The following is a 15,570-nucleotide window of genomic DNA, read 5'->3' on the forward strand; positions in this document are numbered from 1 at the left end:
TAGAGAATTTCTGTAATCCCTAATTAACTTCTCGAACCGCGATAAATGCGATCAGCTTGGGAGGGTTCTAAATAAGTATAGCCCGGTTTTTGGGTTGAGGAGCCGTTCTTTTTGGCCACAGTATTAACCGCAGGAGTCGCTTTTTTTAAGTCCGCATGAGTCCTGATATAATCCTCAGAAATCTTGAAGGGATGACTATTGGGAAGGTGACGACTAGAGGGTAATTTTTCTTCTGGTTCGGGATGGGTAATTTTACTATGGGGAGCGACAAAATCGTGTAGGATGGGATCGTAGGATAAAATTTCACCGGTTTCAATGCGAAAAATCCAACCGTGTAGAGATAATTTACCCTGATGTAATCGGGAACGAATAATTGGATAGCTTTGCAAATTACTTAACTGATTGAGAACATTTTCTGCTACTGTCACCTCGATCAGTTCTTCCCCTTCTAATTCTTTGTAATTATCCTTAACTAAACGTCGAGTAGCTTCTGCTTGTTTTAACCAATCGTAAACTAAAGGCATTTCATCGGCCAGACTCTGCAATTTTAACAAACCTTTCATCGCTCCACAATGGGAGTGACCGCAGATAATTACTTGCTCGATGCCGAGAGCGTTGATAGCATATTCTATAGATGCACCCTCACCACCATTAGTCGCTCCGTAGGGAGGAATTATATTTCCCGCATTGCGAATTACGAATAATTCCCCCACCTCCGCTTGGGTAATTAGGTTAGGATCGATACGGGAATCGGAACAGGTGATAAACAGGATTCTCGGTTTTTGTCCGTGGGAAAGTTCCTCAAATAATTGCCGATGTTCATCAAAATAACCACTCTGGAACTTTTCTAGTCCCTCTAGGAGTTTCTTCATAATAATTTTTCTGGTTTAGTTCGATCGCTATTGAGTCGATCCTTTCAGCATTATCGGGCATGAGATAACAGCAATGCAACCGGCCAGATTAGCGATCGCTATTGGCTGCGAGATCGGTTGTATTTTGTTAAGATAAGATACAAACTGTATCTAAGCAAATTTTATTTTATGGAAACTGCAACAATTTTGGGTATTTCGATCGCTGCCGCTTTGGTGGGGATTACCGCTTTAGCTCTTTATACCGCTTTTGGACCGCCGGCAGCAGAATTAAGCGATCCTTTTGAAGATCACGAAGATTAATTCTTTAATAACCATGTGGCTATCTGCCAAGGAGAAATTTGCTCCATAGAATCGATCGCTCTTTCTAAACCGTCGATCGATTCTTTTATTGTTAATTGTAATTGATTTTGCCAATCAATAACAGCGTTTTCTCCCTGACATTCATAGACGCGCATTACCCAACCCCGAGAGGCTGTTTCACTTGGTTTGAAACTCATTAAAATTAAGTTATCGGCCGAGAATTTTAACCATTGTGCCACGGGTGGCAACCGGTTTGATCGGGAAGAATTATTAATAAAAATAACGGTGACAGGTGAGTTTAACTGCCAAGCGTGATGGACAGTTTTCGCCGTTTTCCAGTCCCCTTGATGGGGATATATTGCATAGGTAAATTCTTGTTTCCCCAGATCCGCCTCGGGATCGGGCCAGCGGGGACTTCTCAACAGAGTTAATCGCAGTTGCTGGTTAGTAGCATCATAGCCATATTTATTATTATTTAAAAGACTCACCCCGTATTGTGCCTCTTTATCGGTTAAATCCGCCCATTTATGGGCGTAAACTTCCCATTTTGACGATTCTGGTTCGTGATCACGCTCGATCGCACCACAGGCAATTTCATAGGTGGTAAAATCGCTGTTTAGGGTAAGAGGAAAAGCGGTTTTTACTAAAGTATGTTGCTGTTGCCAATTAACAATAGTTTTAATCTGGAGAATAGGAGAATCTTTTTCTAAGATATAATCTTGACAAAATTCCGAATCAGCTAAATTTCTGATCACGCGAATCTGCCAGCGCAAGGGACCACATTCTAAGCATTCGATCGATTTTAATACTGTTTTAGGTAAGGGATATTGTTGATAATTCGGATCGATATTCCAAGCGTCCCAATATTGTCCTTGATCTTTAAATGCCTGTAATTGATTACCAGCAGCTTGCAGGATTTCTCTTTGATTAATTATATCAAATATACTATCTATATCCCCCGTTTCTGAGTTAATAGTAACTTTAAGCAAGCCATTATCTAAAATAAATTGGCAGTTAGTTAAATTTTGCTCGGCTGCTGGCTGATTGGCAACTAACCAAAATAACTTATAACCCACAGAAGGAATATTTTCAGCGAGAAATAGTAGCTGATTGTCGTGGGATAATTGCGAAGGACAGAGACAATTGTTTAAGTCATAAACCGAGCAATTTACAGATTCTACAGCCAAAGAGATAACCTGGGATCTTTCCCAGTTAAGAGAATTAAAAACTAGAAAAGGTTTTGCGTGGGGATGGGGGGGATTAGGCAAATTAATTTGATTAGCAATTGCCTGTAAAGCTTGATCTAAAATTGCTTCACCCGTGCTGATAACTTGCTGCCATAAATGATTAGCATCCCTAAACACTTCCGGGATAGAAGTACCGGGCAGTATATCATGAAACTGATTTAATAAAACCTTTTTCCAGGCGGATTCTATCTCGACTTTCGGATAGGGAATCTCTAGTAAAATATTAGCCAGAGAAGACCATAATTCCCCTTGATACAAGAGGATTTCACAGTAACGATTATAGGCCTTTTGGTCGGCGTGGGTAGTATAACAACCGCGATGGAATTCTAGATATAATTCATCATCCCAGATAGGAAGATTACTTGTCTCCAGACTATCCAGATAAGTTGTTGCTTGGCTAAATTTTAACTGGGGGAAAAAAGGAGATTTTTGCCAACGTTGGGCCACTTCTAACATATCACGAGTCGGACCGCCGCCATGGTCGCCAACACCGGGCAGCCAAAAAATATCTTTTAAGCCGGTTTGCCGTTCCCAATTGAGAGCATGATCGGTCATAATAATTGGATTAGTATCCATAACTCCGGCAACATTGGGAGGAGACATGAGGGAAAGAATTTTACTGCCATCGGGAGATTGCCACCAGAAAAAACCGTGGGGAAATTTAGTCGTATCATTCCAATGTAGTTTCCCAGTTACAAAATATTTGATGCCAAAGGATTTAAGAATTTGTGGCAATTGGTAGGGAAACCCAAAGGTATCTGGCAGCCAAGCAGTTTTAGTGATTTGTCCAAATTTTTCTTGAAAATATTTTTGTCCATAAAGTAGTTGTCGAAATAGGGATTCCCCAGAAATTAAATTGACTTCTGGTTCTACCCACATCCCGCCCAAAAGTTCCCAGGATTGCCCTTTATATGCCTCTAGAATTGCTTCAAACAGGTCAGGATGATGTTTTTCTATCCATTCGTAAACTAGGGGGCTAGAATGACCAAATATGAGGGCAGGAAAATCTTTTTGCAGGTTTAAAACCGAGATAAAAGTGTTTTTTGCCACTTGCCAAGTTTCTGCCAACGGCCACAACCAAGCCATATCTAAATGTGCGTGGCCGAGAAGATGAAAACTGCGTTCTTTGAGAGGTTTAGCGAGGGGTTGCAGGGATTGACGAATTGATTCTAGGGATTGATTAAATCTATCTTTGTTGGTGACATTATACCAGTCAATATTCTCGAGAGTAGCGGTAAAAGCTGCTAAGTTTTGAGGATAAAAAGTTTGTAGATAATTATGGAGAATGGTTAATTCATCAGCAACAAAACTAGGATCGATCGCTTGGCTATATTCATAGATTAACTCTGATTTCATCAAACCACCAATATCATGATTGGGACTGACTAAACGGAGAGTAACAATAATTTCTTGACCAGTAGAGACCGAGTTAGAAAGTAAAATGCGCGTGGAAGAATCAAAGAGGTCTCCTGCTTGGATAAATTGATTATTAACATAAATTTTGACATCTTCCGCCCACCAAGTTAAGATTAATCTCAGGTCCATTCCCGCTAAAGGATAACCGGCTAAATGTTCGGGGACAATAATTTTTTGAGTTAGATATTGAATTTGTCTGCCGGCTGGCCAAATAATGTATTGTTTTTCATTGAGGGTGACGGGTTGAATTGGTTTTCCTGCTGCTGTAGCAATCAACCAATTTTTCTGAACATCTCTGCGAGTGAGGTGAGACAGTTTAGCGATGTTGTCAAGGGGAGACATGAGCCAACAAATAAGTTAATTTTGACTATTTTAGGCGATCGAGGACTAATTGGGGTCTGCTGAAAAAGTTTTTCCTAGGGGCAGGGTGTAGGGTGTGGGGTGTAGGGTGTAGGGTTTTACCCATTTTCAGGGGGTCAATTACCTAATTTTCAGGGAAAAAGTCCCTAAATTTCCCCCCCCCGATCCCTCCAATGGCTGGTACTTTTTGATTTCAAAAAAGCCTAAAAATATTATCCAACAAGGTTTTTAGATTTATTCAGCAAGCCCTACTTAATCTCATCCTTCAATGGTTTATTGAGAATGAGCAGGGAAGAGAAAGCCCGTGATGAGGATTGAACTCATGACCTCACCCTTACCAAGGGTGTGCTCTACCACTGAGCTACACGGGCATTGATCGTGGTGGGCCGGGCCGGATTCGAACCAGCGTAGGCGTAGCCAACGGATTTACAGTCCGCCCCCATTAACCACTCGGGCACCGACCCATTAATTCCACGATTAACAATCATAGCACCCTTAGCTAAAACACACAAGTGTTTAGGGAAAAAATTTTTGAGCCATAAAATAACTCCCGTTAAAGCCATGGCTTTAACGGGAATTTTCTGATAATCTTGAAGATTACTTCAAAGCGTCTTCTTCCTTGTGGGTGAGGATCACACAGTCAGAGGTAGGATAGGCGACGCAGGTGAGGACATAACCCGCTTCAATTTGATCGTCATCTAAGAAGGATTGATCGGATTGATCGACAGTACCAGATTCAATTTTACCTGCACAGGTGGAGCAAGCTCCTGCGCGGCAGGAATAAGGTAAGTCCAGTCCTGCTTCTTCAGCTACATCGAGAATGTACTCATCATCGGGAACCTCAATTGTAGTATTAAGTCCTTCAGATTCATTTTTCAGGGTGACTTTATAAGTTGCCATCGGTTGTTCCTCTTAATTAAATGCTAGTGAAAGCGGCAGTCTCTACAATTGCCTCTCGCTCGTAGTCAGATTGAACGATTGGAGCGAGTTTCATTTTTGATACTACGGGAAAATCTGCCTGACTCAGCCTTGCATTAGTAATGACAGTCTTAAATAAACTTAAAATAAAATTTACTTATATATCTAACCCAGAATTCTTGAGGATACTTGCTCGATCTCTAGATAATTTCATCCCTCTACAATCTAGTCAAACTAGCCACCACTAAGCATTTGGAGCGATAATGTTAATCGTTTTTTTCGTCTTGAGCCGATTTTTATTAAATATTAATTTAACTTATGGTTAAGATAGATGTCGATGAATTGTCTTTAACCCAGCCAAGAAATTGCTTTTCGGCACTACTGCCGGTAACACATCTAGGGAAACTAGGAAAAAATATATTGACAATCAAACCAATAAATGATAGAGGGGGATAAATCCCCTGTTGCCAGGGGTAGCATCCGTTAAAACGGATGGCTAACCCTCCCTGACGATTTCTTGGTTTTCGGATTGTCAGTTTTCCAGGATCTGGTTCACCGATTAGCAAACCCTAATTACTTATTAGGTTGGGGAGTCATGCGTAGATAGGGTTTGATTTCTTCAACTCCTTTGGGGAATTTGCTGCGAGCTTCTTCAGTGGGAATAGAGGGAACCACCACACAATCGCCGCCGTCGGTCCAGTTAGCCGGGGTAGCCACTTGATAGTTATCGGTGAGTTGCAGGGAGTCGATTACCCGCAGGATCTCGTTAAAATTGCGTCCCGTGCTGGCAGGATAGGTAATAGTTAAACGTAATTTTTTGTTGGGATCGATGATAAACACCGAACGTACCGTGAGATTGTTGAGGGAATTGGGGTGAATCATGCCGTAGAGATCGGACACCTTGCGATCGCCATCGGCGATAATCGGATAGTTAACGGTAGTGTTTTGAGTTTCGTTGATGTCATTAATCCAACCCCGATGGGATTCGGCACTATCGACACTCAAAGCGATCACTTTCACATTACGTCGCTCAAATTCTGACTTAAGACTAGCCACCGTACCTAATTCCGTGGTACAAACGGGGGTATAATCAGCCGGGTGGGAGAACAGCACCACCCAGCTATCTCCTACCCACTGGTGAAAAGAAATCGGACCTGCACTAGAATCTTGTGTAAAATCTGGAACGATATCACCCAATTGGAGAGCCATAATTGTGTCTTCCTTATTATATATTTCAAGACAAGCAACAGTTTATGATGCCATAGGAGTGCTGTTCTTCATTGATAATTTTAGGGATTTGTAATAATTGCATTAGCCATCAGCCTTTTCAGGGATCAGGGATCAGATTTGAGTTATCAGTTCACTGATCTCCCGGCTCCCCCATCACCCAACCCCCAAAATCCTTCCCCTAGTACGGCCAAATGGGTTATCGGAAATTTGGGTTGAAAACCCCGTCCTTTTAGGACGACTTTGTGCTAGAATGCTCGTAGGTTGCTGACCGTGAGAACGTGAGGAAACAAGTTAAATGTCCTACTCCGTCATCTCAAAATTTCTAACAGTCAATGGTGTTTAATTAAGTCCAAACTGTCAGAACGCCAAACAATTAAATACTGTGGGACACACAGAAATTTACGCTTGGGGAGTAGTCTTTGAGAGTGCTTGCCTTATAGGTGTAGTCTGACTAGACATGAAACTGTAAGACCAAAATTAGCTTTGCTAGTAGAGGCAAGATTCAGCCCAAGAATCTCCGCCCGAAAAGTGCGGAGAGTGTCAAGATCTGGTCTAATGGCATGATATAACTTTTTTAACTAGGTATCAGCGTTCAGCTAATGGCTAGGCTCCGGTGGCAAATCTCAACTACCCACCCTATGCCTAGTCGGAAAGCTGACGGCTTCATTTCTTGTCCTGATCGTTAATTTGCCTTGGTTTTAGGAGACCACAACTGCAATGAAGAATCTTGTTCGTCTGCTGGCGGTAATTGCCTTGATTATCGGGAGTTTTTGGGGCAAAGTTCCCGCTCAAGCTCTCAATCTTACCTCGATCGCCCTTCCCTCTCTTCCTGTGGCGGTCTTAAATGCGGCTGATGCCAAACTAACCACAGAATTCGGGGCGAAAATCGACCTTAATAACAGTGATATTCGCGATTTCCGGGACTTGAGAGGGTTCTACCCCAATTTAGCTGGTAAAATCATCAAAAACGCCCCCTACGAAGAAGTGGAAGATGTCCTCAATATCCCCGGACTCTCAGCCACTCAAAAAGAGCGTTTACAGGCTAATCTGGAGAAATTTACCGTTACTGAGCCTTCTAAAGAATTTATCGAGGGTGATGACCGTTTTAACCCCGGAGTTTACTAAATCTAGTTAATTACGGTTTTAAAAAAATTTCTAGGTGGGCGATCGCTCACCTTTTTCAGTGATCAGCTTCTGAAGGCAAGAGGCAAAAGAAAGAATCTGGCATACTGCCCCAAGGGAAAGACTGGCGATTTTTGCCAGAGATATAGAGAAATGAAGTGCTAGAATAAATAGAATTTATCAATTAACTCCTACATGGTCGTTTCCTCGCAACTGCCGAGTTATCAAGATGTTTTAGTGGTGGGATCGGGGGCGGCGGGATTGTATGCCGCGCTGTGTTTACCCCCTAACTTAAAGGTGGGTTTAATTACCAAAGAAGATTTAAAAACTGGGGCTAGTGATTGGGCGCAGGGAGGAATTGCGGCAGCCACGTCCCCGGCAGATTCCCCCGTTTTCCATTTAGAAGATACCCTGAAAGCTGGAGCGGGCTTATGCGATCGCTATGCTGTGCAGTTTTTAGTCGAGAAGGCCCCCCAAGCGATCGCTGATTTGCTGCGGTTAGGGGTTAGTTTTGATCGCTCCGGAGACGACTTAGCCCGCACTCTTGAGGCTGCCCATTCCCAGGCCAGGGTGCTGCACGCAGCCGATCGCACGGGGAGAGCGATCGTCAGTACCCTGATGGAAAAAGTGACCGAGCGGCCCAATATTACCATTATTCCCCAAGCGATCGCCCTGAAACTCTGGCTTGACCCGGAAGGGCAACGCTGTCAAGGTATTTGTTTACTCCATCAAGATCATCTCTGTTGGCTGCGAGCGCAAGCAGTCATTCTGGCTACGGGAGGCGGCGGTCAAGTCTATGCCCAAACCACTAATCCCGCCGTTAGCACGGGGGATGGAGTCGCCCTCGCTTGGCGTGCTGGGGCAGTGATTCGCGACCCAGAATTTTTTCAGTTTCACCCCACCGCTTTGACTGTGCCGGGGGCACCGCGGTTTTTAATTAGTGAAGCGGTGCGCGGCGAAGGAGCGCATTTAATTGATGACCGGGGGCGGCGTTTTGCCTTCGATTACCATCCGGCCGGAGAATTAGCCCCCCGGGATGTGGTGAGTCGGGCGATTTTTAGCCATTTGCAAAAAACCTCCGACGATCCCGCCCATGCCAAAGTATATCTAGATTTAAGACCAATCGAACCGGAGCGTCTGCGTTATCGTTTCCCCAATATTATCCGCATCTGTCAAAAATGGGGCATTAATGTGCTTGAGGATGTGATTCCGGTCGCCCCCGCCGCTCACTATTGGATGGGAGGAGTGGCCACAGATTTAAACGCCCGCACTTCTCTATCTGGTTTGTATGCGATCGGCGAAGCCGCTAGTACAGGTGTTCACGGGGCTAATCGTTTAGCTAGTAATTCTCTCTTGGAATGTATTGTCTTTGCGGCAAGTTTAGCTGCAATAGGTCTGGAGCCAGAAAACTTTCTGGGGGAAAGACCCGAAAAACCCTTAGAAATTGCGGAAAACTGGCAGGAAGAACAGGAAGACTGGCAAAAAGTACGGAGAGAATTACCGATTTTAATGTGGGAAAATGCGGGAATTTGCCGATTTCAAAACGAGTTAGAAACTGCTATCCTACGGGTGCAACAGTGGAAACAACAATTAGAATCCCTAAAGATGGGACAATTTCTCCAGAATCTTCTCCCCGACAAAGGACAATTATTTTTGTGTCCCTCGGTGCAGTTAGAGATAAGAATAGCGATCGAGACATTAAATCTTCTAGATATCGCCGACTTAATTCTGGAAAGTGCCTTATTACGGGCAGAAAGCCGAGGTGGTCACTATCGGGGCGATTATCCAGAAACCGTAGCTAATTGGCAATTACACACGACTATTCAAGGTCGAACCTGGCACAAAACTCCGGTACAAGCTTAATTGAGCCAGTTTTTCACAGATAATCCCTCAGCGCTAAACAGTGGACTCTATCTCCGATCCCAGCAGCGGCACTATTGGCCTGACGCTGACCGGGGGCTTTTCCCAATCATCCTAGTCTATGACCCATCTCTGGAGTTGAGTGCCTCTCATCTATAGCTTTTAGGCTATCATACTTTTACCAACCCCCAAGCAGTTACATAAATTCTATGATCAAACCTAATTTTTTATTGTTGTTAGCTATCGGTGTGAGCAGTTGGGGTCATGATTTTCAGGTTTTATCCAAGGCTAACGCTCAAACTTCACCTGGGTTAGGGCAAACCCAGACTTTCGCCACTTACGAGCAGTTGATGAAAGCTGGTTACGAGGCCAAAAGCCAAAAGAATTATCAACTCGCCGTGGAAAAATTTCAACAAGCTCTGGCACAACTTCCGAACGACCCCTCTGCTCAAAATGCGATCGCTAATACGAAGAAGTATCTAGGTCAAACCACCAGGGCTGCCAACGCTGGCGCCGAAAATGCGGCTTCACCAATACCATTAATTGCTGGCTCGGCCTTGTTATCCATCGCTTTATTGGCAGCTTTACTATCGCTTTTCTTCCAATATCGTCCCAAGGGCAAAGCCTCAAAACGGCGCGAAAAGACAACTTACGCCAATCCTAAAAACCCACTCGACAACTTTTCCAGGGGCAATGGCAATCCCTTCGGCGCAGACACCAAAACTGACAGTGACATTAATGGCAGTGGTGACGAGGATTTCGACCCTTCTTTGCCCGTACAAGCTACCTCCCGCATCCCGAACGTAGATTTAATCTTGCGTTTAATTGAAAGTCTTCGTGATAACGATCCCCGTACCCGTAGAAGGGCGGTTTGGAAGCTGGCACAGGTGTCCGATTCTAGGGCAATGCAGCCTTTAGTCGATAGCATGGTGGATGGAGATTCCTACGAACGCAGTTTAACCCTAGAAGCTCTCGCTCAAATCTGCACCCGCTCCCTGCGACCGATGAACCAAGCTTTGGCTATCTCTCTCCAGGATAAAAATCCCCAGGTGCGGAAAAATGCCATTCGGGATTTAACCAGACTCTACGATATCATGTCTCAGATCAGTCAATTAATTTGTCATGCCCTCGATGATCCCGATGAGGAAGTGCAAGAAACAGCACGCTGGGCAGTTAGACAGTTAAATCTGCAATTAGCTCCCCGTTTAGATATTGCTCCCCTAGAAACTACTGGTGAACCAGAAGATGACGATGTACAGGATACTTCCTTCACCGACACCACACCGACCTTCACCGAAACTACACCCAACTGAGGTGCAAAATTGAGTCGAAAACTGTTATTTATCTCCACCCCCGTGGGATTTTTGGGATCGGGGGACGGCGGTGGCGTAGAACTAACTATTTATAATCTCGCTCGCACTCTAAATAAGCAAGGGTACGCGGTGCGGGTAGTGGCTCCAGAAGCCTCGCAATTGCATGATATCCCCTTGATTACTATAGCAGGAAATGCCCAGATTTCCGCCCAAAGTCAAGGCAGGGAAGCCCCGATTTTAATGCCCGAAAATGCCGTTTTGGCCAATATGTGGCACTACGCCCAACAGGTACAAAATGAGTACGATTTAATTGTTAATTTTGCCTACGATTGGCTCCCTTTTTATCTCACTCCTTTTTTTGCTACTCCCGTCGCCCATTTAGTCAGCATGGCTTCCGTTTCTTTGGCGATGGATCATATTATTCAAAAAACCTACCGCAGTTTTCCCCATTTACTCGCTTTTCACACCGTCGTCCAAGCAGAAACTTTCTCAATATCTCCCCCCTATCGCTGTTTGGCTAATGGTTTAGACGTATCTTTGTATCAGTTTCGGGCCGATCCTTCCCCCTCTCTGGCCTGGGTGGGACGGATTGCCCCGGAAAAAGCTCTAGAAGATGCGATCGCCGCTTGTCAACAGTTGGGCGTACCTTTACGCGTTTTCGGTCATATTTCCGATCCTCTCTACTGGCAAAATTTACAGGATAACTATAGTTTCGATTTAGTCGATTATCGTGGGTTTTTGCCCACCAGGAGCCTACAAAAAGAGCTAGGCGACTGTTTTGGTCTGTTGATGACCCCGCGCTGGGTTGAGGCTTTTGGTAACGGAGCTATTGAAGCTTTGGCCTGTGGTGTTCCCGTAGTTGCCTATGGTCGTGGTGGTCCGGTAGAAATTATTGAAGATGGAAAAACTGGTTTTTTAGTTGAACCCGATAGTATCGAGGGATTAGTTACAGGAATTAAAAATTTAGACCGGATCGATCGATCTTCTTGTCGTGCAGTAGTGGAGCAAAAATATTCCCTAGAAGCTTTAGGAAATCGAGTTATTAATTGGTTTGAAGAAATTTTTGCTCGCAGTCAAAAATAAATAGGTTCTCTTGGTTTACTCTGGTTAAATCTAACCTAGCATACACTTTTCTATCGGGTTATCCCAGAAGGGTTCGGGAGCAACCATGGAGACACAAAGAACGCAAAGTCAAAATAGACTCGATATTAATTTTGCTTAGTTACTTAGATAAATTTTTCTGCTAGAGTTGATTTTAAACCCTGTATTATCTATGGCAAGATTGACCCAAGAATCGTTATGTGACGAGGCAGCTTTCTTCTCAGCTTTGGAATCTCAACATCAAGAATCTTCACTCTATGGTGTTACAGATGGTAAAGCGATCGGAACTTACTTAGAACAAAAGTTTAAACTATATCTAAAAGAAAAATATAATTTTCTTGACGGTAATTCAGCTAGTGGGGTTGATTTTCCTGATTTGTTAGTAGATATCAAAGTAACAAGCATGAAACAACCTCAATCATCTTGTCCTTTTAAATCCGCAAGACAAAAAATTTTTGGCTTGGGATATTCCTTAATTATTTTTGTTTATGAAAAGTTAGATAATAGCCTAAATCGTACTGCCAGTTTAAGAATTATCAGGACAATTTTTGTCAGTGCCGAAAGAACAGGCGATTTCCAGATGACTCGTGGTATCCGCAATATCTTAAACAATCAGGGAAACAAAGATGATTTAATTGCTTTTATTTTAGATAAAAACTTACCTGTTGATGAAATGGAAGCGGCCAATATAGCTGATGAAATTCTTGTTCATCCCCCGGTGCAAGGTTTTCTAACTATTTCTAATGCGTTACAATGGAGATTACAATATACTAGGGTAATCGATCTTGCCGGTCAAGAAGAAGGATTAATAGCCATTTATAGAGAGAATTATTCATGCAAGCTTCTCAGGTTAAAATTGAATATGGAGACTTTCAAACTCCCCCGGAATTAACCGAAAAGATTTGTCAAAAATTATGGCAAATTCAGGTTAACCCCGATGTTATTATTGAGCCAACTTGTGGTATAGGTAACTTTTTAAAAGCGGCATCACTTACCTTTAAAGAAACTGAAAAAATTCTTGGCTTTGAAATTAATCCTAATTATATCACTCAGATTAATCAAGATCCGCAAATATCCCAAGATCAAAGAATACAAGTTGAACAGAAGAATTTTTTTGATTGTGACTGGTATTCCTTGACTCAATTATGGTCAGAAAATATTTTATTCTTGGGGAATCTGCCTTGGATAACCAACTCAAAACAAGGACTTATTAACGGGAAAAATTTACCTCAAAAAAGCAACTTTCAAGGCTATCATGGTTTAGATGCTATTACGGGAAGAAGTAATTTTGATATTTCAGAGTGGATGTTAATTAAGCTCATTGAATGTCTCAATCGACGTTCAGCTTATCTGGCAATTATCTGTAAAACAGCCGTATCTAGAAAAATTTTAAACTATATCTATACTCACAAAATTCATCTAGTTTATTCGGCAATTTATCCGATCAACACTCAAAAATATTTTCAAGCTAATGTAAATGCTTGTCTTCTGTTTTGTCAATTTGATTCTTATTCGGAAAATTATTTTTGTGATGTTTTCAAAAGTTTTGAGGAAGGGGAATTTCAGCGCATTGGTTATCAAAATAATATCCTAGTCAGAGATTTAAATACTTTTACTAGATTAGAATATTTATATCATCGGCATCCTCAAGAAAAATGGCGTTCAGGAATTAAACATGATTGCTCAAAAATAATGGAATTGCAGTTAGTTAATGGAATTTTTATCAATGGTTTAAAGGAAGTTGTTGATCTTGAACCTACCTATCTTTATCCTCTCCTGAAAGGTTCAGATGTGGCACAAAATCGCCTAGAGGTTATCAATAAATACATTTTGGTAACTCAGAAGTTTATCGGTGAATCTACAGAAAATATACGCGATATAGCACCAAAAACTTGGCAATACTTAGTTGATCATAAAAATTATTTTCTGAGTAGAAAGAGCAAAATTTATCAAAATCAGCCAGACTTTTGCATATTTGGTGTGGGTTCTTACAGCTTCTCCCCTTTTAAAATCGCCATTTCTGGACTCTATAAAAAACTAAATTTTAACCTTATATTACCCTATCAAAATCAACCCGTTATTTTCGATGATACCGTTTACTTCCTAAGCTTCGATGATTTAGATACCGCTCAAAAAACCTTACAGCTACTCAACTCTTCCCCAGGCAGAGAATTTTATTCATCCTTGATATTTTGGGATGAAAAAAGACCGATAAAAACCCGTATTTTAAATAGTTTAAATGTATCAGTTTTAGCCGAGAAGTTGTTATCCTATAAGCTTTAATTTTAGCTGCGTTAATAACCCACCTGACAAGATTGGCGATCTGCTATGCAGTGCCTTCGACATCGCACTATATCGATTGAGTCTCATTGACGATTCGATCGTAAAATAGCAACAGATCAAGAGATTACAGGTTCTTCGTTACTTGGTATGGTTCGATAGGGGGGCATAAATCGACTAAATCTTTATCTGGTAAGGGATTTAATTGATTAGTTCGCTCTAGATCAAAAACAATTGACAAAAATCGCCAAATGTCTTTCTCTATAAGAGTTTCATTTTTTATAACCCTGTCCGTTGCATAAGACAAACCGAAGAACCAGATTACAGGTCAAATATGCCGAAATTTGTTATCTGGGGTAGTTATTGTGAAAATGTGCTGGAAAAACGCGCACCCTATCGTCAAGCGCATCTAGAGGGATTAAATCTACAGAAAAAACCGGTAATTCTCGTTACTATCGGACTAACGGCAGATTTAAGCCAAGTTTTCGGAATTTATCAGGCAGCCAGCGAGTCAGAAGTGCGAGAATTAGACGATGAGGCTTCAGTTGTCATTATTCTCAGTTGTAAACATCGAAAAAATGCTTACAGCGGACTATAATATAAGTCCATATCCTCTAGATTGATCCCTAAAGAGTGAAAAAATGGTAGATAACCAAATTGATTTACGGTGGTGGCTACTGAGTAACTTGGCAAGGGTTGAATATTTGCCAATTATTTACAGAATATCGGTAATAGTCACTTTTATTATCTTCATTTTTTGCGCTTTTTCTCCTCTCATATTCCTGAGAACTCCCACAGGTAAGATACAGAAATTTTTATCGTCAAATCTAATATTTATTATCTCCTTAGTGACTTTTATTTTGGCAGCACGCTGCCCAGGTTTCTTGCCACCAATGCTAAATCCCGATGAGGCGCAGTTTACCGCAGGTGCAATCAAACTGTTGAAAGACCCAGTTTTCTGGCGTGCGATACAGGTTCATCCGGACCTCTCAATGTCTATCCTCTGACTCTACCAGCTTTTTTCTGGTTCAGAATTGAATATGCTAGTAGTCGTGTTATCGGCCTAATCATGATAATTAATGACATTTTTTGACTATGTGCATTATACAACCCACATTCCGCACCCTAAGCTGTCACAGAGAGAAATTACGGAGAGAAAAAATCAAAGTGAGCATAAAAATAAACATAAGGAGCGAAAAAAGGCATTTGAGAAACAGTAAAGCACCAAAAATGGCATCAAAACCTATTCTCAATAAGGAGCAATAAGAATTAACACCACCTAGAGGAGTCAACAGATAAATAAAAGAAGAAATCCAAGAGATAAATCATAATTTAGACTAATCAATTAAAGTAAAAAACTAAATTATAGACATAGTAAAGTGGAGCTATAAATCAAAGATATTAGCTCATGTTCACTCATAGAAATTAAATTGATAGAGATAATAATTAGGTGGCTAATTGATAGTAACGTAAACAATCATCTGGTAAAAGACGCAAGATAAAATCTCTGTCCTTATTCCAATTAGAAATATGTTCCTCCTGATTAAGTGT

Annotated in this window: 14 protein-coding genes and 2 tRNA genes; 8 read left to right on the forward strand and 8 right to left on the reverse strand. The window is 41.9% G+C overall.

Annotated elements, in window-relative coordinates:
- Positions 1-23: 23 nt before the first annotated feature.
- Positions 24-872, reverse strand: a complete 849-nt coding sequence (locus tag IQ224_RS05785; protein WP_004156944.1) for a carbonic anhydrase — start codon at positions 870-872, stop codon at positions 24-26.
- Positions 873-1,040: 168 nt separating this feature from the next.
- Between IQ224_RS05785 and psbN the strand changes: the two genes are divergently transcribed.
- Positions 1,041-1,172 (forward strand): photosystem II reaction center protein PsbN, encoded by a 132-nt coding sequence (gene psbN, locus IQ224_RS05790; RefSeq protein ID WP_002761150.1) that lies wholly within the window; start codon positions 1,041-1,043, stop codon positions 1,170-1,172.
- Here psbN and IQ224_RS05795 read toward each other — a convergent pair.
- The 5 genes from IQ224_RS05795 to IQ224_RS05815 form a co-directional block, all read right to left on the reverse strand.
- Complete coding sequence (locus IQ224_RS05795) at positions 1,169-4,177, reverse strand: alpha-mannosidase (RefSeq protein ID WP_004156942.1); 3,009 nt, start codon at positions 4,175-4,177, stop codon at positions 1,169-1,171. The genes psbN and IQ224_RS05795 overlap by 4 nt on opposite strands.
- A gap of 317 nt (positions 4,178-4,494) precedes the next feature.
- Positions 4,495-4,566 (reverse strand) — tRNA-Thr (locus tag IQ224_RS05800).
- Between the two features lie 8 nt (positions 4,567-4,574).
- Positions 4,575-4,659: transfer RNA gene (locus IQ224_RS05805), tRNA-Tyr, on the reverse strand.
- A 133-nt stretch (positions 4,660-4,792) separates the two neighbouring features.
- Positions 4,793-5,095, reverse strand: a complete 303-nt coding sequence (locus tag IQ224_RS05810; RefSeq protein WP_004156934.1) for a ferredoxin — start codon at positions 5,093-5,095, stop codon at positions 4,793-4,795.
- 591 nt (positions 5,096-5,686) lie between these two features.
- The gene (locus IQ224_RS05815) at positions 5,687-6,322 is read right to left on the reverse strand and encodes a peroxiredoxin (RefSeq protein WP_002735346.1); all 636 of its coding nucleotides are present in this window, start codon (positions 6,320-6,322) and stop codon (positions 5,687-5,689) included.
- A gap of 738 nt (positions 6,323-7,060) precedes the next feature.
- On the opposite strand from IQ224_RS05815, the gene psbU reads away from it, so the two are divergent.
- The 6 genes from psbU (at position 7,061) to IQ224_RS05845 (ending at position 14,022) form a co-directional block, all read left to right on the forward strand.
- Positions 7,061-7,468 (forward strand): photosystem II complex extrinsic protein PsbU, encoded by a 408-nt coding sequence (psbU, locus tag IQ224_RS05820; protein ID WP_002775900.1) that lies wholly within the window; start codon positions 7,061-7,063, stop codon positions 7,466-7,468.
- A gap of 192 nt (positions 7,469-7,660) precedes the next feature.
- Positions 7,661-9,328 carry an L-aspartate oxidase gene (gene nadB / locus IQ224_RS05825; protein WP_002742690.1) on the forward strand — a complete coding sequence of 556 codons (1,668 nt, stop codon included), beginning with the start codon at positions 7,661-7,663 and terminating at the stop codon, positions 9,326-9,328.
- Between the two features lie 206 nt (positions 9,329-9,534).
- Entirely contained in the window at positions 9,535-10,638 is a 1,104-nt protein-coding gene (locus IQ224_RS05830; protein WP_002742689.1) for a HEAT repeat domain-containing protein, read from the forward strand.
- 9 nt (positions 10,639-10,647) lie between these two features.
- Entirely contained in the window at positions 10,648-11,721 is a 1,074-nt protein-coding gene (locus IQ224_RS05835) for a glycosyltransferase (RefSeq protein WP_002742688.1), read from the forward strand.
- A gap of 190 nt (positions 11,722-11,911) precedes the next feature.
- Positions 11,912-12,631, forward strand: a complete 720-nt coding sequence (locus IQ224_RS05840) for a hypothetical protein (protein WP_002742687.1) — start codon at positions 11,912-11,914, stop codon at positions 12,629-12,631.
- A complete protein-coding gene (locus IQ224_RS05845; protein ID WP_036400265.1) occupies positions 12,574-14,022 on the forward strand; it encodes a restriction endonuclease subunit M in 1,449 nt (482 codons plus the stop codon). Before IQ224_RS05840 ends, IQ224_RS05845 begins: the two co-directional genes overlap by 58 nt.
- Positions 14,023-14,146: 124 nt before the next feature.
- Here the strand turns inward: IQ224_RS05845 and IQ224_RS24890 are convergent, their stop codons facing one another.
- Positions 14,147-14,326: a hypothetical protein gene (locus tag IQ224_RS24890; RefSeq protein WP_370583128.1), complete on the reverse strand. Its 180-nt coding sequence runs from the start codon at positions 14,324-14,326 to the stop codon at positions 14,147-14,149.
- Positions 14,327-14,353: 27 nt separating this feature from the next.
- Between IQ224_RS24890 and IQ224_RS05850 the strand changes: the two genes are divergently transcribed.
- Complete coding sequence (locus IQ224_RS05850; protein WP_002742683.1) at positions 14,354-14,617, forward strand: YciI family protein; 264 nt, start codon at positions 14,354-14,356, stop codon at positions 14,615-14,617.
- A gap of 117 nt (positions 14,618-14,734) precedes the next feature.
- Here IQ224_RS05850 and IQ224_RS05855 read toward each other — a convergent pair whose 3' ends face one another.
- Entirely contained in the window at positions 14,735-14,956 is a 222-nt protein-coding gene (locus IQ224_RS05855) for a hypothetical protein (protein ID WP_036400262.1), read from the reverse strand.
- Between the last annotated feature and the right edge of the window lie 614 nt (positions 14,957-15,570).

This window comes from Microcystis sp. LEGE 00066 (assembly GCF_015207925.1).
Taxonomy (GTDB): domain Bacteria; phylum Cyanobacteriota; class Cyanobacteriia; order Cyanobacteriales; family Microcystaceae; genus Microcystis; species Microcystis ichthyoblabe_A.